An 18,136-nucleotide genomic window follows, 5' to 3' on the forward strand; every position below is an offset into this window, starting at 1 on the left:
ACAAGTAATCAATTCGTCAGTACGTAATAGTTGCCATAAGCACTCTTTAATACATATAAAAAAACCGCAGTATTAAACTGCGGTTTTGATATCTAATCGAGAGAATGGAAACTATGCGTTTGCTTCACGCTCTTCGATAAATGCGATAGCCATCTTAATACGAGCAACCACGCGCTCTTTACCAATAAGTTCCATCACTGCGTCAACAGACGGAGACTGACCACCACCAGTTACAGCTACGCGTAGCGGCATACCGATTTTGCCCATGCCAATTTCTAGCTCTTCACAAACTGCAGCAATAACACCTTCTTTGATGTTTACTGTTGTCCACTCTTCTAGCGCTTCTGCTTTTGCAAGAGCAAGCTCTAATGGGCCTTTAGCAACGCCACGTAGGTGCTTCTTCGCCGCGCCTGCTTCAAACTCAGCGAAGTCTTCGTAGAAGTAACGGATTTGCTCAGCCAGTTCTACTAGCGTGTTACAACGCTCACCGACAAGCTTAATCACTTCAGTGATCGCTGGACCATTCTCAATGTTTAGATTTTGGTTGTCTAGGTGCCACTGTAGGTACTCCGCTACGTATTCAGGAGCAGATGTCTTGATGTAGTGGTTGTTCAACCAAAGTAGTTTCTCAGTGTTAAATGCTGACGCCGACTTGGAAACAGCATCTAGAGAGAACAAGTTGATCATTTCTTCTTGAGAGAAGATCTCTTGGTCACCGTGAGACCAACCAAGACGCACTAGGTAGTTGTTTAGTGCATTTGGTAGGTAACCTTCATCGCGGTACTGCATTACTGATACTGCACCGTGACGCTTCGACAGTTTCGCACCGTCATCACCTAGGATCATTGCACAGTGTGCAAAAGTAGGTACTGGTGCACCTAATGCTTCGTAGATGTTGATTTGACGAGGTGTGTTATTGATGTGGTCTTCACCACGAACAACATGCGTAATGCCCATGTCCCAGTCATCAACTACAACCACGAAGTTGTACGTTGGTGCACCGTCAGTACGACGAATGATTAAGTCATCTAGCTGGCTGTTAGCAATTTCGATACGACCACGGATTTGGTCATCAAATACTACGCTGCCTTCTTTCGGGTTACGGAAACGGATAACAAACGCATCACCTTCTTTTGCTTCTGCATTTGCAGCAACAATTTTCGGGTGGTTTGCATCGTAACGAGGCATTTCTTTTGCTGCTTCTTGCTCTGCACGGACTTCATCTAAAAGCTCTTTAGAAGCGTAACATTTGTATGCTTTGTCTTCTGCAAGTAACTTATCAACCATCTCGTTGTAACGATCGAAGCGCTTAGACTGGAAGTAAGGACCTTCATTCCACTCTAGGCCCATCCACTTCATACCTTCTAGGATCGCATCCACAGCTTCCTGAGAGTTACGTTCTAGATCCGTATCTTCAATACGTAGAACAAATTCGCCGCCTTGGTTTTTAGCATAAAGCCAAGAGTAAAGTGCAGTACGTGCACCACCAACGTGAAGGTAGCCAGTAGGGCTAGGAGCAAAACGAGTTTTAACCGTCATGTAAAATACCTTGATTGTCTAAATGACCACACCAAGCCAAACGGCATGGTGCCAAAATTGCGCGTTATTTTAGCACCGATATGTAATTCTACAATCCTTGGTATTACTTTAAGTTTTGCATAGCCCACTGCATAAACTCTTGCTGTTGTTCACGACTTAAGTCGCTGAATGACTGCTTGAGCGATTTTGTTGCGGTTGGAGAATTTGTTATATCTGACGTTGTCCGCTGTTTATTCACCGCATTGTTGTAGTCTGCAACCTCTCTTTGATAATCACGAAACCCCTGAAGACCGCCTTTGTTTAATTGAGTCACCGAAAAACGAACATCATTACCTGCTTTGTCTTTCAAGGTAACCACAGGGTTCTTTTCAAATGCCTTTGCATCTTCAATCGTACGAAATTTATTGTAGGTCAGAGTTAACTGCGCATCTTTTTCGGCTTCAAATTCCAATAACAGCGGCTGTGAATCAAATTTTCGGCGCTTACCATCTTCAAATACAATTTGACCGACAGTTACAGCAAGTTGATTCTCCCCGTTTTCTAGCTGAATACCATTGTCATCAGAGACTAATTCCGGGGAGATGTACGCACCGTTAAGAACTTGAGGAGCTAATTCTGCTTGAAGCGTTAATCGAGCGGCAAATGCAGGCGCGGAAAGAAGTGCGCAAAGTCCTATTAGTGTTGTTTTTTTCATTATGGTTTTCTCGTCTTATACCAATTTAGATAAATCACTGAGTTAATAAGACAGTTCACCCAATGACTTATTTGAATTAGTATCAAAGCAAAAAAGGGCGCATGCGCCCTTTAAGCTTAAGCTCGATTAGAAGTAGTATTCAACACCCACAGAATATTCTACGTAATCGCCAGACTTACCACGAGTTGTACCGTTATCTGCGTCTTTAAAGCCATTTGTGTATGACACTTCATCACCGAAATCTAGAGAACGAGCACGAGCGTACAGTACCGCTGATGGGTCAACAAAGTACATGATCTGACCAGAGATTACATTGTCATCAGAATTATCGATTGTTTGACCATCACGCTCTAAATCGAAGTTAGCCGCGTAACCAATCTTGTACTGCCAGTCACCCGTCGTGTACATCACAGCTGCCGACATCGCATTGAGTTTCTCATTCACACCTTCACGAGATTTTGCTTCCATCATCTTGTACTGAGCGTAGAAAGAGATGCCATTTTCAAACCAACCTTGAAGACCAACTAGGTAAGAGTCGTTGCTCCACTCTGTATTTTCACCTTGAATGTTACGGTTACCTTCATATGCAGCATCAAACTGGATTGGACCTAATTTGTAGTGGCCTGCAATACCGCCAAAGTAATCATCACCACTACCTGTACCAGCTTTGTCACCAGCACCCGCTGCTATATCGAAAGAAAGGGCATCAAAGTAAGTTGGTGTATCCCAACGAATCGTATTAGATTGACGATCTTGGTATTTAGCACCACCAATTGTACCGCCCCAGTCGTACACATCACCTAGGCCTGGGTTAGATGCGGGCCAGTCAACCAGTTCATACATAGGTGTCAATACGCGACCAATACGTACCTGACCAAACGATTCACCTTCAAAACCGACAAATGTATCACGTTCACCAAGACCGGCTCCCTCACCACCAAAACTTGGGTCTACGTAGCCACCTTCAATTTGCCAAATAAATGTTGGCCCGAAGTTAGCAAAGTCTTTTTTACCACGGAAACCAATACGTGATTCGTTGTTAAACTGTAATCCACTAAGGTTATCATCATCAGCTTGAACACCGGTATCATAGTCACGAAACGCGGCCTGCATCGCAATAACACCGTAGACTTCATATGCAAATGAATCCTTAGTTAAGTAGTTCTTCGCTGCGTCAGCGTTTGCACCTTCAGCAAATGCAGCACCACTTAAAACCAAGCTTGATACAACTGCCCCTAGCAGTGTCTTTTTGAAATGAGACATAAGATTAACCCCTATTAGTAAGATGTTATTTTTTGTTAGCACTCCCCAACAAACCACCTAGCTGCATGACTTAAAGGGGAGAACCATTTATGGACGAGCTCATCTTGGCAAACTTTTTTTGCTTCAAAAAACCATCCAAAGAAAAATCTGACTCACTTCAAAACAGACTTAGTAAAAACCCCAAAAAGACACGTAAAATCAACACCTTAAAACGCACACATAAAACTTAAAAAACGTTAATTTTAGAAAAAAACAGCCAAACACCGCTCTCCCCCTACTAAAATTGTTATCTACATCTCATTGATTTTTGAATATTTTACGGAACTTTATATTCATCAATAAAAAAGTTAGAAGTAACTCGCATTAAAAAACGTGGAAAGACCTAAGCAAAAACCGAAGTTTGACGTTTTTGCATTTTGAACAATAACGTTTGACCTTCCCCCTAAGATAAGGTTTATGCTTAGTTATCATCGCTTTTAATATAGGTAAGGTTATGGCTAAGTTTGATATTCCCCTATCAGGGCTCAATTGCATGGGGTGCGCGAAAAAGGTTGAGAACAAACTCACTTCAGAACTTGATGCGGTAATCTATGAGCGTTCTCCAACCTTTATCTCACTAGAGAGCTCACTAACATTTCTTGAGATAGAAAAGTCGATCAAAGAACTTGGCTACCAAGCAGGTAACCATTATCAACTACACCTAAGTGGACTCAATTGTGGTAAATGTGTCGCCAAGCTTGAAAAAACATTGAGTGAGGATGAGTATGTGGGTCAATTCAGCGCCTCAAAAAGTGAGCTGTCAATCTCGACCCTACATTCATTAGAAACCTTACAAGCTTTGGTTGCATCACTTGGCTATCAAGCCACATTAAGTGCCCCTCAAGAAGAAGAGGTTAACGAAGACCTCCAAACCTCATCGGAAGAAGACAGCAGCATTGATCAACTTCATACCCACCAGCTTCTGATCTCAGGCATGACTTGCGCAAGCTGTGTTGCATCGGTCGAAAAAGCAATACTGAGCGTTGCTGGTATAAATAAAGCACAAGTTAACCTCGCAGAACAGAGTGCAATCGTATATAGCGCATTGGCGAGTGACCAAATTGAGACACAACTACTTCCTGCAATAAATAAAGCCGGCTACCAAGCGCAACTTGTAACTGACTCAGAAACGCAACAACTAAAACAGCAGCAACAGCAAGCATTGATACAAGCACACCACAAACGCAGCGCTTGGTTTGGTTTAGCCGTCGGGGCACCACTGATGCTCTGGGGAGTACTGGGCGGAAATATGATGATTCGCAGTCCCCAAGACCAAGTTGCTTGGGGCGTTATCGGCCTAATTTGTCTTTGGTTACTTGCAACAGCGGGCCGCTCATTCTTTGTTAACGCATGGCAAGCGCTTACTCACAAACGTGCGACTATGGACACACTGGTTGCATTAGGGGTTGGCTCTGCATGGACATTCTCGATGCTAGTTGTGCTAGTGCCAGGTTTTTTCCCAGCACCGTCGCGCCATGTTTACTTTGAAGCAAGTGCCATGATCATCGGCCTTATCTCTCTTGGCCACTATATCGAAGCCAAGGCCAAAGCTAAAACCACCCTGTCTCTTCAAGCACTAATTGGCCTCCAACCTCAAACTGCCAATTTAGTGACAGACCAAGGTGAGCAAGTTATTGATATCAAGGCTATTCAACTTGGCATGCTATTGAGAGTAAAACCGGGCGAAAAAGTTCCAGTCGACGGACGAGTTCAATCAGGTGAATCTTACTTAGATGAATCCATGCTTACAGGTGAACCAATGCCGGTTAATAAACAGAGCGGCGATACCGTCTCTGCGGGTACTATCAATCAAGATGGTTCTCTGGTTATTCAAGCTCAGGGCATTGGTAACAATACAATGCTAGCACGTATTGTCACTATGGTTCGCCAAGCCCAAAGTAGCAAACCCAAAATTGCAAAGCTTGCCGATCAAATTTCTGCAGTATTTGTTCCTGTTGTCGTCGCTATTGCACTTATCTCAGCGGTGATTTGGTATTTAGTTGGCCCTCAGCCAAGCGCGAGCTATATGTTGGTCGTCGCAACGACTGTTTTGATCATCGCGTGCCCATGCGCACTGGGTCTAGCAACTCCTTTATCTGTTACTGTTGGGGTCGGAAAAGCGGCTGAAATGGGCATTCTTATCCGTGACGCCAATGTTTTACAATCAGCGAGTAAAATCGATACGGTTGTGTTTGATAAAACAGGCACGTTGACCGAGGGTAAACCACAAGTTCAAGCTATCTATTCCTTGAGGGAAAATGAGTCTCAACTTCTTTCTCTTAGCGCTTCCGTTGAACAATACTCAGAACACCCATTAGCAAAGGCTATCGTCAATAGAGCTAAGGAGCAAAACATCGAGCTCGTTGATGTCACTGATTTTAAAAACCATCGCGGACAAGGTGTCGAAGCGTTATACGAAAACAACGCTATCTCACTGGTATCACTCAATGTTGCTGAAAAAAATCAGTGGGATTTACAGGCTCTACGTCCAACTTTAACTCAATACCTCAGCAATGCATGGACACCGATCATCGTCCAAATGGACGGAGTAGTACAAGGGGTCATTGCGATAGCCGACCCAATTAAACCGGACGCAAAAAAAGCGGTTGCCACCTTACAAGCAATGAATATTACCCCTGTTATGCTCACAGGTGACAATCAGATGGTAGCGGAAGCAATCGCCGTACAGTTAGGAATTAAACAAGTAATTGCACAAGTCTTACCGGACGAGAAAGCGAGTCATATAGAAGGTTTACAACGACAAGGTAAGTGCGTTGCAATGGTTGGCGATGGTGTCAATGATGCCCCTGCACTGGCGTTGGCTAGCGTTGGGGTTGCAATGGGTAGCGGTAGTGATGTCGCTATCGAGAGTGCACAAATGACACTACTCAACTCGTCACCACTTTCAATCATTAGAGCCATTGAACTTTCTAAAGCAACCGTTCGAAATATGAAGCAAAACTTATTTGGAGCGTTTATCTATAACTCTTTGGGGATTCCTATTGCTGCTGGTGTTTTATACCCAACGTTTGGCTTTTTACTGAGCCCCGTTGTAGCAGGGGCAGCTATGGCCCTTTCTTCGATTACCGTGGTTAGTAACGCTAACCGATTAAGATTATTTAAAACTTCGTAGAGGTTCCTATGAATAGCAAAACTATCGCTCTTACCGCAATAGTTCTCTTATCAGGCAATGCTGTAGCGGCAGATGTTCTCAATCATAAGTCGCCATACTGTGGCTGTTGTTCCGAGTGGACAAAACACATGCAAGACGCAGGCTTCACCGTCAAAGAAAAGCTACATGAAAATATGAATCCGATTAAGCAAAAGCTAGGCATAACACCAGAGCTAGCATCATGTCATACAGCTGAGATTAACGGCTATGTATTTGAAGGACATATTCCCGCAGAAGACATTAAAGCTTTCCTTGAAAATCCGCCGCGTAATGCGAAAGGTCTTGCTGTACCAGGAATGCCAATGGGTTCTCCAGGCATGGAGTATGGTGATAAAAAGGATGAGTACTCAGTGTACGCCTTTAATGAAAAAGGTCAGGTGTTTGAATACCGCCACTATAAAGGCAACCAATAAAAGCAAGCCCAGCAAATGCTGGGCTTTTTTCGGACAGTAATAAGTTTGGCTTAGAAGCCGTAAGATGCACCAAATACAAATGCGTTGTTCACTAGGCTGTCACCTGTTACGGTTTCAGCGCCGTGAGCCTGTGAGCGGAACTCGAAGTATGGCTGAACGCCTTGACGTGTCCACGTTGCACGAAGCTCATGGTCCATAGATTCTGCTTCAATCATGTATACGTTGTTGTAGCTAAGGCTAACATCTTCATTGACTACGTAACCAATGCGGTTATCCATGCGGTAGTCGGTCTTCGCATCGGCGTCAGTTGCATCAATGTGCGCGCGAGTACGGTTGCTTAGAGAAATGCCGTTGTCAAAGTTGTAGCCAATCTTAACTAACGGGCGGTATTGAAGGCTTTCGCCTGCAGAGAGTAGGTGTTGGTAACCAGCTGCAACCCATAGGTGATCGGTAATGTTAAATGACTGCTCACCACCGACAGTGATTGCTGGAGTCGTATTGCCTGCACCACCATTTTCTGTTTCTAGTTTACCGAGTTGAATACCATCAAACTCTGTGTAAACCGTAAGACCACCAAACTGGTTATCAAAAGTATGGCCAGCTTCTAGTGTTGAAGTCGCGTTAGAACCGTGGATACGACCATCATCATGGAATTGAACGTTACCTGTTACGTATGAAGAACCCGCGAATGCCGATGAAGCGAAAGCAAGAGAAAGTGCGCTTAGCGTAAATAGTTTTTTCATTAGAATCTGCCTTAAAGTATCAAAAGTAACCGCGGTTCTGATCTCGGTAATTCTTTACCATTGACCGCAAAGAAGGTTTGCCTCCCTGGCTTGCTTTTCATACTGCAAGAATTATTTTCCAATAAAAAATAAATAGCTACTTAGTGAGACATGGCTCACCGTCAAAAACAGAAAAGAAATTTAACTCTTTATTTTCAATAACTTAAATGAAGATAAAAATATCAAAAATGACGAGAGGTGATCACTATCACACCACACCCCTTATACCATGTGACTATATGGGTCTGGGTCACACCAGATTTATCTTTCACTTAATTTTCAATAATAATAATGAGATCTCGATCACTTCAATATAAGGACGATCAATACGATTCCTTTGACACGTTTGACTCAGCAAATCGTGGACATAAAAAAGGCTGCCTCACAGCAGCCTACTTGAACAACAATTTTTCATCTAATGACGGCGAATAAGCTCCGCCATCATCTCTATATGAAGTTGTTCATCATTTAAGCATGGGATATATCTGAACGCTTCTCCGCCATGCTCAATAAAAATCTCACGGCACTCTTCCGAAAGCTCTTCCAATGTCTCTAAACAATCAACGGAAAAAGCTGGAGCCATGATATCAAGCTTTTTAATCCCCTTGGTAGGCAGTGCTTCTAAGGTTTTATCTGTGTATGGCTGTAACCACTCCTCTCGTCCAAAACGAGACTGGTAAGTCATACCAATTTGCTCTGACGTTAACCCTAGCTCTTCTGCCAATAGTTCTGTCGTGCGCTGACAGTGCTGAGGATAAATATCACCGTTATCAGCATAGCGCTTTGGAATACCATGGTAAGAACAGAGTAGGTAATCTCCTTTTCCTTTCTCTTGCCATGTGCGTTTAACACTTTCTGCTAGTGCTTTGATATAAGTGGGATGATCGTGGTAATCACGGATAAACTGGAAACTTGGCGTAACGGGGATCTTTTTAAATGCTTTAGTCAAGCCGTCAGAAACTGCTGCCGTTGTGGTACCTGAATACTGCGGATATAAAGGCAGCACGATGACTTCCTCAACCCCTTGAGATAACAGTGACTCAATCCCCGTTTGCAGACTTGGATTACCGTAAGTCATGCCTAACTCAACGGGCATATCCAGCAACTGCTTTAACTTCTCAGCCTGACGTTTAGAGTAAACCATAAGAGGTGAGCCCTGTTCCGTCCAAACCGACTGATACAGTTTGGCGACCTTTGGTGCACGAATAGGCAAAATGACACCATGCAAAATTGGGCACCATAGCCAGCGAGTCATATCAACAACACGCTTATCATGCAAAAATTGACTAAGGAATTGTTTTACTGCTGGAGCAGTTGCTTCATCAGGTGTCCCTAAGTTAACCAGTAACACACCTTGTTTTTTATTATTTTGCATAGGTTCCTATCAATACTCAAATCGTTCTCTACGTGAAAAGGTCCATCATGGATCAAAGCGCAAGCATAAAAAAAGCGACCCAATAAAGGTCGCTTTCACTATAACAAATTTTCAAAAATCGCTGTTAGCGATTTATGCTAGCGCTTTCTCGATATCTGCACTAACTTCAGCAACTTGCTTAGTACCATCAAACTTAAGGTACTTAGTGCTACCGGCTTCAGCTTCTTTACCGTAGTAAGAGATTAGTGGAGCAGTTTGATCATGGTATACACCTAGACGCGCGCGTACTGTTTCTTCTTTGTCATCATCACGAACAACAAGTTCCTCACCAGTAACGTCGTCTTTGCCTTCCACTTTAGGCGGGTTGTAAACAACGTGGTAAGTACGACCTGATGGTAGGTGAGCACGACGACCAGCCATACGCTCAACGATTACGTCATCAGCAACGTCGAATTCAATAACGTAATCTACGTCAACACCCATATCTTTAAGACCGTCAGCCTGTGGAATAGTGCGAGGGAAACCATCTAGTAGAAAACCTTTTTCGCAATCATCTTGAGCGATACGCTCTTTGATTAGACCAAGGATGATTTCATCAGAAACTAGCTGACCAGCGTCAATTACAGCTTTAGCTTGTTTACCAAGCTCTGTACCTGCTTTGATAGCAGCACGTAGCATATCACCAGTAGAGATCTGCGGAACACCGTATTTTTCCATGATGAAATTAGCTTGTGTGCCTTTACCTGCACCTGGAGCACCTAGAAGAATGATGCGCATGTTGAATCCTCTTAAGATAATAATGATTTATACCGAAGCTCACTATACTTAGCCAAGTCACGACTTCGCCGCTTCTCACGGTAAGTTTCGGTATAACCGTTCTTGTATTTAACAATAAAACAGGCGTGCACATTACACGCCTGTCCACTTGGTTTCAAGATTGCATTCTACCATACAATTTAAAACCAAAGCGCGGTTTACGACTAAAGAATGCTTAAACACTCACATTCCCTACTCTTTCGCGCAATTTTATTCACGATGAGCGCAAATAAATCAAAAAGCCCGCAATATGCGAGCTTTTTGTACCAAATGAGCTATTAGCCCTTAGTCAAAAGCGTATTGATTGCACCTAAGAACTGGGATGGATCTTCGATTGAACCGCGCTCAGCCAACATGGCTTGGCCAAGTAAAACCTCAACCCAGCGACCAAACGCTTGTTCGTCAGCTTCATCCGCCATTTGCTTAACTAAAGCGTGCTCTGGGTTAATTTCAAAGATGTACTTCACTTCAGGAGCCGCTTGCCCCGCTGCCTCTAGAAGCTTCGCCATCTGAGTGCCCATCTCAAAGTCATCAGTCACAACAACAGCTGGTGTACTTGCCAGTTTGAATGTCGTACGAACTTCTTTAACACGGTCACCCAAATATTCTTTGGTACGCTCAACCACAGACTTAAATTCTTCTTCAGTCTCTTTCTGCTTCTCTTTTTCCGCTTCGTCTTCAAACTTGCTGAGATCAAGACCCGCTTTAGTAATTGATTGGAACGGCTTACCATCAAACTCAGTTAGGTAGTTCATCACATACTCATCAATACGATCGTACATTAGAACAACCTCGATACCTTTGGCTTTAAACTGCTCTAGGTGAGGGCTGTTTTTGGCCGCTGCATAGCTGTCCGCAGTTAGGTAGTAGATCTTATCTTGACCTTCTTTCATACGCTCAACATAAGACGCGAGACCCACAGTCTGATCCGCAGAGTCCACTTCAGTAGAGGCAAAACGCAGAAGACCTGCAATCTTCTCTTTATTGCTCATGTCTTCAGCAGGACCTTCTTTCATTACTAGACCAAACTGCTTCCAGAACGTTTGATATTTATCTTCATCATTCTTAGCCATGCGCTCAAGCATAGTCAGAACACGCTTAGTACAAGCACCACGTAGCGACTGAGTCACCTTGTTGTCTTGCAAGATTTCACGAGAAACATTCAATGGCAGATCATTTGAATCTATTAAGCCACGAACGAAACGTAGGTAAGATGGCATAAACTGCTCAGCATCATCCATGATGAATACACGCTGCACGTAGAGTTTTAGACCTGATTTGTGGTCACGGTTCATCATATCCCAAGGCGCTTGAGACGGGATGTAAAGTAGGCTTGTGTAGTCGTTTTTACCTTCTACACGGTTGTGACTCCAAACTAGAGGATCAGCGAAGTCATGCGAAACATGCTTGTAGAACTCTTGGTACTCTTCTTCGGTGATGTCTGATTTGTTGCGAGTCCAAAGTGCTTGCGCCTTGTTGATTTGCTCCCACTTTTTCTCGCCAGTTTCTTTGCCTTCATCATCACGCACCGCGGTTTGAATCGACACTGGAATACCGATGTGATCAGAGTATTTGCTGATCACTTCACGCAAACGCCACTCATTCAGGAACTCTTTGCCTTCTTCACGCATATGAAGAATGATATCCGTACCACGTGACTCTTTGTTGATATCTTCAATTGTGTACTCACCTTCGCCAGCAGAGTGCCATTGCACACCTTGCTCAGGCGTTAAACCCGCAGCACGAGTACGGACGGTCACAGCATCTGCCACAATGAAGGCAGAGTAGAAACCAACCCCAAATTGACCGATCAGTTGAGAGTCTTTTGATTGGTCTTCGGACAATTTCGAGAAGAAGTCCGCTGTACCCGATTTAGCAATAGTACCTAGGTGCTCAATAACATCTTCACGGCTCATGCCGATGCCATTGTCAGAAATCGTTAAAGTGTTAGATATCTCATCAAAAGAGAGTTTTACACCTAGATCGGCGTCGCCTTGATAAAGTTCCGAATTGGACAATGCTTGAAAACGCAGTTTGTCAGAAGCATCAGACGCATTCGAAATCAGCTCGCGAAGAAAAATCTCTTTGTTTGAGTAAAGAGAATGAATCATTAAATGAAGTAGTTGTTTTACTTCTGACTGAAAGCCACGAGTTTCTTTGTTATGTGTTGCAGTTTCGCTCATGATAACTCCATAAGTTCTATACTTATCAAGCCAATACATTCATACTAAGAATTGGTAATTGGCCTAAATCTGTCAGTTAACATGAGGGTGACAATTGTAAATTCAAGGTCAGGACACATAAAAACAGTGTTTTTTTGGTTTTATTTTGACTATCCTTGCACCTCTAAAAAGTCAAAATTTCTAAACTGAACACTTTCCGCATAAGTGACAGTCAGTACTGGGCAAGTACTATCTTCTGAAACTTTACAAAAATGGCCAATGATTGATGAGTAATATAGGTACTAAGTTTAATCTTGCAAACAGATTCACTTTTGACCCAAATACAAACTCTCTTATCGATAAGGAAACCGATAATGAGCTTATTCGCTTAGGAAGTAATGAGAGCCGTATTCTTCTGCTACTTTGTGAAAAACCGAGTGAAATTGTCTCCCGAAACGATCTGCATGATTTCGTTTGGCGCAAGCAAGGCTTTGAGGTTGATGACTCAAGCCTAACACAAGCAATTTCGACGTTGCGAAAGCTCCTTAAAGATTCTACTAAGTCTCCAATGTTTGTAAAAACCGTGCCAAAGCGTGGTTATCAGTTGATTTGTACTGTAGAACGTACTACTCCGCTAATGAGCGGCGAATCTGATATCGAAGAAAGCGTTAAGACGGACGACGTAAAAATTGTCGATATCATTGATACCGAGGCAGTCGTAGAGGTAGCGATTAGCCCTCAAGCTGAAGAAATGCAGCAGCCAAAACCAGTGGAACAACCGGCTCTTCGCTCAGGTTGGAGTATAATGTCTAAACTCTTCTTAGCATTGGCTTTATTCCTACCATTATGCGCAGTGCTATTTACCGGTACAGCAGAGTCAGAGTTCCGCGAACTGGGTGTATTTGACAATATTCCGGTGAAAACTCCAATTAATCACCCAGAATTAACTCAGTGGTACCCGTCAATTAAGCAATGTGTGAAAAAGTACAATGAGACACACTCGGGTGACCTAGCACCAATTGAAGTAATTGCAACCGGAGGCCAAAATAACCAACTTGTGCTGAACTATATTCACTCTTTAGCTCACTCTGGTGAAAACATCACATTACGTATCTTCGCTGAGCAAGAAGATCTAAGTAAAGTTTGCCAATAGGAAGCATCACAATGAATCAAAAAATTGCAGCTGGCCTACTTGTTTTTTCAGCATTTTTTAGTGGATGGCTATACTGGGGTAGCGACTTAAAAGTTGAGCAAGTTATTACTTCTCATGAATGGCAATCAAAGATGGTTACCGTCATTACAGCGCCACTTCAAGAAGAGTCCGTTGGCCCACTACGTAGAGTAGACGTTTCTTCTAACGTGAAGTATTTACCGAACAATACCTATATTCGTGTTGCCATAGTGCATTTATACGCTAATGACGATGAGTCTGCTGAGAGTGTTATAAACATATCTGAAACCGGTAATTGGGACATTAGCGACAACTACCTGCTGGTCTCTCCAACTGAATTCAAAGATATCTCCTCTGCGCAAAGCAAAGACTTTACAGAAGATCAACTTAAGCTCATCACTCAGATCTTTAAGATGGATGCGCAGCAAAGCCGTCGCATCGATATCGTAAATGAAAAGACCTTATTGCTGACCAGTCTGAATCACGGCTCTACCGTACTTTTCAGTAACTAAATTCAATTAAAGGGGCCTCAAGCCCCTTCCTTTTTTCTTAGTATCATGGATTGGATTAATACCTTCGCCCTCTTTATCGGCTCATTGTTAGCCAATACGCTCGCTTCACTCTCTGGAGGCGGAGCGGGGTTATTGCAATTTCCGTTACTCATTTTCTTTGGTTTACCTTTCTCAGTCGCTTTGGCTACACATAAAATAGCCAGTGTTGCTCTGGGACTCGGCGCAGCGTACACGCATATCAAAAATAAAAGCTTTTCTGTTGGCGTTGCGCTCTACTTGATTTTCGTGGGTAGTATTGGCGTCGTGATCGGCGCCAATATTGTTCTTCTCATTCCAGAAAACATTGCTCAAAAAATGCTAGGGGCAATGATTTTAGCTCTGGGTATCTACTCTCGCCTCAAAAAGCAACTTGGTCAGGAAGAGGTTCAGTCTCACCGTGACTCAGTTGGTTGGATCATTGGTGGCATTGGAATAATGCTCATCGGAATAATAAATGGTTCGTTAACTGCAGGATCAGGATTACTCGTCACTCTATTTCTTGTTCGATGGTTTGGCTATAGTTACAAACAATCTGTTGCCCTGACCATGCTATGCGTTGGTCTATTCTGGAATGGTATTGGCGGAATAGCCGTCGCTCAAGCCGGTGCCCCTATTTACTGGCCTTGGTTGCCTATACTATTACTGGGTTCGTTTTTAGGTGGTAGCCTTGGCGCTTACCTTACGACACATTATAGTAACAAGGTGATAAAAATCTGTTTTGAAGTTCTCACATTCGCGGTTGGCGTTAAATTATTAGTCTGAAGAAGGTGGCATGAAAAAAGCTAAAATTGATATTTATTACTGTCGCCAGTGTAACTGGATGCTACGTTCAACTTGGTTAACACAAGAGCTATTGCACACATTTAGTGAAGAAATCGAAACCGTCTCATTACACCCTGATACTGGTGGTAGATTCGAAATCCACTGTAATGGGAAGATGATTTGGGAGCGAAAACAGGATGGCGGTTTTCCTGAAGCAAAAGTGCTAAAACAACGCGTAAGAGACGAAATTGATCCGGAAAGAGATCTTGGCCACTCAGATCGAAAATAACCTATCTCATCGCCCTCAAAGTTATGGCAGCCAAGTAAGGCTGCCCTTCAACTAGCTAAGTGACGTTTGAGCGAGAACTTCTCCGTCAAAAGTAACCACGCTAAGTCGATTGTCTTCTAGCAAACCATAGCTCGCTGGGTAACCATCGCGTGGGAAAGTTATCGAGCCAGGGTTAAAAATAAACTGACCATTATCCAACTCTGCAACTGGGATATGCGTGTGACCATGAACAATAACATCACCTTGTTTCAGTGGTGGTCGCTTATTCGAGTTATAAAGATGGCCATGAGTTAAGAACAAACGCTGCCCTGAGGGTAACAGTACCCAAGCGTAATCCATCATCATAGGAAACGAGAGCAGCATCTGGTCAACTTCGCTGTCGCAGTTACCACGTACAGCAATGATCTGGTCAGCATAATGGTTGAGCAGCTCACTAACGGCTGGTGGGTTATACCCTTCTGGTACCGGGTTGCGCGGACCATGGTTAAGCACATCACCTAAAATAACCAGCATCTCAGCACCAGATTTTCTATACTCAGCCAGTACTTTTTCGGTTGCAGGCAAACAGCCATGCAGATCAGAGGCAAAAAAGAGTTTCACGACATCATCTCCTCAAAATTAATCAGGAAATTCTACGCACTCTGGGCCAATTAGTCATCCCTAGCCATACCATTAATCACGATATTATTATAACTGACCATACCGATGATTTTTCCCTGTTCAATCACAGGTGCTCGGCTAATACCGAACCGTTCAAACAAGCGCGCGCAGTACTTTACGTTCATCTCAGGCTCAACACTTAAAGCGGGTTTGGTCATAATCTCGTAGATATTCGTTCTTTCCGAAGAGCGGTTTTGAGCGAGAACTTTCTTCGCGATATCGTTCATTAAAACCAGCCCATACTCATCATCATCATGACGCTTATTGACCACCAACGCTTTAACACCATGCTCTCGCGCCAATTGGATCCCCTCTTTCACCGTTGTTAAGCCATCAATCATCACATAAGTATTGACCATGACATCCCGAACGCGGACTTTCGTTTGCTGACTCATAATTCATCCTCAACCACTTTAGTTAGCTTCTCTACTTGGTGTGCGACCCCAACGGCATCTTCAATATCGATCTGTATCGCGATACCTTGCCCTGACTCCTGATCAAACTCTCCAACATCACTGATTGTTTCGAGAATATGACGAGCTAAATGCTCTTCCACAACGAACAAGAGCACATCTTTTTGTACATCTAACGTCAGACCAAAAAAGGTTTTCTTTTGATTAAGCCCTTCGCCTCGAGCATTGTTAATTACTGTCGCCCCGGTTGATCCTGCGTCTCTTGCAGCAGTCAAAACCGCATCTGTTTTACTGTCTTCAACGAAGGCCAATAGCAATTTAAAGCGCATTTTCTTCATCCTCTCGTTTTGTTTCTTTATTGAGCCACTGCGTTATTTGCGCGTAGCCCATCACCGAAATAATTGGAAATAAGCTCGCAAACGCAATCAAGCCAAAACCGTCAATCATCGGGTTTCTCCCCGGAACTGTAGAGGCAAGCCCTAAACCTAATGCTGCAACCAACGGCACGGTAACGGTCGAAGTCGTAACCCCGCCGGAGTCATAGGCCAATGGAATAATCAATTTCGGTGCATAGAAAGTTTGAACAACCACAATCACGTAGCCGAAAATGATGTAGTAATGAATCGGGTCACCAACTACAATCCGGTAGCTCCCAAGTGAGATACCAAACGCAACTCCTAGCGCGACGGCAATTCTTAGCCCATTGACACTGATACTGCCGCCCGACACTTGATTAGCCTTTAGAGCAACGGCAATAAGCGAAGGCTCTGCAATAGTGGTACTAAAACCAATAAAAAAGGCGAAAAGGTAAACCCAGTAGTAATCAAACCACTCAAAGTTAGCGCCTAGTGAAAGCTGAAACTGCTTAATAAAATTTGGCGCGGTTAATTGAGTTGCCATCGTCTCACCAAGTGGAAACAAGGCGAGATCAAGACCGATAAGAAAAAGAGATAAGCCAAGTATGACATAGAAGAAACCAAGCATCACCTTGGTAGGATTGGCAATGGGTTTTCTTAATACGGCAAACTGGAAGCCAAAAATGATGCTCGCGATCGGTACAACATCGCTGACCGTATCAATGAATATTTCAGCAAAGTGACTCCACGCAATCATGCCACCACCATCCCGTACACCATGACAAACATCATCGGCAATAAAGAAGCGAAAGCGATCAAACCAAACCCGTCGATCATAGGGTTTCGTCCTTTAATTGCGGAAGCAAGCCCAACGCCAAGCGCTGTCACTAAGGGGACAGTAATCGTCGATGTGGTCACGCCACCTGAGTCATACGCAACACCAATGATGCTAGGCGGAGCGAACATAGTGAGAATGACTACGCCGATGTAGCCTGCGATAATCATGTACTGTATCGGCCAACCTTTAAGGATTCTCAGCACTCCTAATAGAATCGCGATACCGACAGACAACGCCACGGTATAACGAAGACCATTGGCATACTCTTCCATCGCAAGCGCTTCGTTAGCGATCATCCCGCCTTCAGCGGCCACTTCTGCAGCTTCTCCGGCGACAGCTGTTAAAGCAGGTTCAGCGACCGTAGTGCCAAAGCCAAGACAAAATGAGAAGATCAATAACCAAAAAACACTGCCTTTACGCGCAAACGCTTGAGCCATGCTTTCTCCGATGGGAAATAACCCCATCTCTAAGCCAAAAATAAAAAAGGTTAAACCGAAAACGACAAGTAGAAGTCCAAAGAGGATCGAGACTAAATTAGGCAGGGGCTCTTGTAGAACAACGAGCTGAAAGAAAGCAATCACAAGAATTATTGGCATCAAGTCACGTAAGCTACCAAAAAGCGCTTTTAACAGCGCGGTCATTGCTTCCATTTGTTGCCCTCACTTAATCTTATTACCCTGCCAAATGTAAGCATGGCAAACAATTCCCCTTTCTGATGTGATAGCAGCAACATAGCGCATGATAAATGTAACTAAATGTGAATTGTGTGATATTGCTACATGTGATCACGTTTAGTGCTAAGTCGCTATAATTAGTAACAATAGTTGGCTATGGTTAAAGA

Annotated in this window: 18 protein-coding genes; 6 read left to right on the top strand and 12 right to left on the bottom strand. The window is 43.5% G+C overall.

What is annotated here, in order from left to right:
* Positions 1-111 precede the first annotated feature (111 nt).
* The 3 genes from gltX to ACU01J_RS01815 all read right to left on the bottom strand — a co-directional run bounded on the left by gltX (position 112) and on the right by ACU01J_RS01815 (position 3,496).
* Complete coding sequence (gene gltX / locus ACU01J_RS01805) at positions 112-1,539, bottom strand: glutamate--tRNA ligase (protein ID WP_481084151.1); 1,428 nt, start codon at positions 1,537-1,539, stop codon at positions 112-114.
* 103 nt (positions 1,540-1,642) lie between these two features.
* Entirely contained in the window at positions 1,643-2,236 is a 594-nt protein-coding gene (locus ACU01J_RS01810) for a YccT family protein (RefSeq protein ID WP_481084262.1), read from the bottom strand.
* Positions 2,237-2,359: 123 nt separating this feature from the next.
* Positions 2,360-3,496, bottom strand: a complete 1,137-nt coding sequence (locus ACU01J_RS01815; protein WP_481084152.1) for a porin — start codon at positions 3,494-3,496, stop codon at positions 2,360-2,362.
* A 493-nt stretch (positions 3,497-3,989) separates the two neighbouring features.
* On the opposite strand from ACU01J_RS01815, the gene ACU01J_RS01820 reads away from it, so the two are divergent.
* Together ACU01J_RS01820 and ACU01J_RS01825 are read left to right on the top strand one after the other, a co-directional pair.
* A complete protein-coding gene (locus tag ACU01J_RS01820; RefSeq protein ID WP_481084153.1) occupies positions 3,990-6,668 on the top strand; it encodes a heavy metal translocating P-type ATPase in 2,679 nt (892 codons plus the stop codon).
* 8 nt (positions 6,669-6,676) lie between these two features.
* On the top strand, positions 6,677-7,120 hold the full coding sequence (locus ACU01J_RS01825; protein WP_481084154.1) for a DUF411 domain-containing protein: 444 nt from the start codon (positions 6,677-6,679) through the stop codon (positions 7,118-7,120).
* 50 nt (positions 7,121-7,170) lie between these two features.
* Here the strand turns inward: ACU01J_RS01825 and ACU01J_RS01830 are convergent, their stop codons facing one another.
* The 4 genes from ACU01J_RS01830 to htpG form a co-directional block, all read right to left on the bottom strand.
* On the bottom strand, positions 7,171-7,863 hold the full coding sequence (locus ACU01J_RS01830; protein WP_481084155.1) for an oligogalacturonate-specific porin KdgM family protein: 693 nt from the start codon (positions 7,861-7,863) through the stop codon (positions 7,171-7,173).
* Between the two features lie 454 nt (positions 7,864-8,317).
* Entirely contained in the window at positions 8,318-9,277 is a 960-nt protein-coding gene (gene hemH, locus ACU01J_RS01835) for a ferrochelatase (protein ID WP_481084156.1), read from the bottom strand.
* 132 nt (positions 9,278-9,409) lie between these two features.
* On the bottom strand, positions 9,410-10,054 hold the full coding sequence (gene adk / locus ACU01J_RS01840; protein WP_481084157.1) for an adenylate kinase: 645 nt from the start codon (positions 10,052-10,054) through the stop codon (positions 9,410-9,412).
* Positions 10,055-10,371: 317 nt separating this feature from the next.
* The gene (htpG, locus tag ACU01J_RS01845) at positions 10,372-12,276 is read right to left on the bottom strand and encodes a molecular chaperone HtpG (RefSeq protein WP_481084158.1); all 1,905 of its coding nucleotides are present in this window, start codon (positions 12,274-12,276) and stop codon (positions 10,372-10,374) included.
* A 265-nt stretch (positions 12,277-12,541) separates the two neighbouring features.
* Here htpG and ACU01J_RS01850 point away from each other — a divergent pair, with 265 nt between their 5' ends.
* From ACU01J_RS01850 to ACU01J_RS01865, 4 genes are read left to right on the top strand one after another with little or no spacing between them, the layout of a single operon-like run.
* Positions 12,542-13,408, top strand: a complete 867-nt coding sequence (locus ACU01J_RS01850; RefSeq protein WP_481084159.1) for a winged helix-turn-helix domain-containing protein — start codon at positions 12,542-12,544, stop codon at positions 13,406-13,408.
* 11 nt (positions 13,409-13,419) lie between these two features.
* Entirely contained in the window at positions 13,420-13,938 is a 519-nt protein-coding gene (locus ACU01J_RS01855) for a regulatory protein ToxS (protein WP_481084160.1), read from the top strand.
* A gap of 45 nt (positions 13,939-13,983) precedes the next feature.
* Entirely contained in the window at positions 13,984-14,739 is a 756-nt protein-coding gene (locus ACU01J_RS01860; RefSeq protein WP_481084161.1) for a sulfite exporter TauE/SafE family protein, read from the top strand.
* 10 nt (positions 14,740-14,749) lie between these two features.
* Positions 14,750-15,028 (top strand): Rdx family protein, encoded by a 279-nt coding sequence (locus tag ACU01J_RS01865; protein WP_481084162.1) that lies wholly within the window; start codon positions 14,750-14,752, stop codon positions 15,026-15,028.
* A 51-nt stretch (positions 15,029-15,079) separates the two neighbouring features.
* Here ACU01J_RS01865 and yfcE read toward each other — a convergent pair whose 3' ends face one another.
* The 5 genes from yfcE to ACU01J_RS01890 are packed head-to-tail and all read right to left on the bottom strand — an operon-like array spanning position 15,080 to position 17,945.
* On the bottom strand, positions 15,080-15,628 hold the full coding sequence (gene yfcE, locus ACU01J_RS01870) for a phosphodiesterase (protein WP_481084163.1): 549 nt from the start codon (positions 15,626-15,628) through the stop codon (positions 15,080-15,082).
* A 50-nt stretch (positions 15,629-15,678) separates the two neighbouring features.
* A complete protein-coding gene (locus ACU01J_RS01875; protein WP_481084164.1) occupies positions 15,679-16,083 on the bottom strand; it encodes a CBS domain-containing protein in 405 nt (134 codons plus the stop codon).
* Positions 16,080-16,430, bottom strand: coding sequence for a P-II family nitrogen regulator (locus tag ACU01J_RS01880; RefSeq protein WP_481084165.1), 351 nt, complete (start codon positions 16,428-16,430; stop codon positions 16,080-16,082). The genes ACU01J_RS01875 and ACU01J_RS01880 overlap by 4 nt, the downstream gene beginning before the upstream one ends.
* Positions 16,420-17,214 carry a DUF1538 domain-containing protein gene (locus ACU01J_RS01885; RefSeq protein ID WP_481084166.1) on the bottom strand — a complete coding sequence of 265 codons (795 nt, stop codon included), beginning with the start codon at positions 17,212-17,214 and terminating at the stop codon, positions 16,420-16,422. Before ACU01J_RS01885 ends, ACU01J_RS01880 begins: the two co-directional genes overlap by 11 nt.
* Positions 17,211-17,945 (bottom strand): DUF1538 family protein, encoded by a 735-nt coding sequence (locus ACU01J_RS01890; RefSeq protein ID WP_481084167.1) that lies wholly within the window; start codon positions 17,943-17,945, stop codon positions 17,211-17,213. The genes ACU01J_RS01885 and ACU01J_RS01890 overlap by 4 nt, the downstream gene beginning before the upstream one ends.
* Positions 17,946-18,136 lie beyond the last annotated feature (191 nt).

The organism is Vibrio sp. 2433-A1, assembly GCF_056726085.1.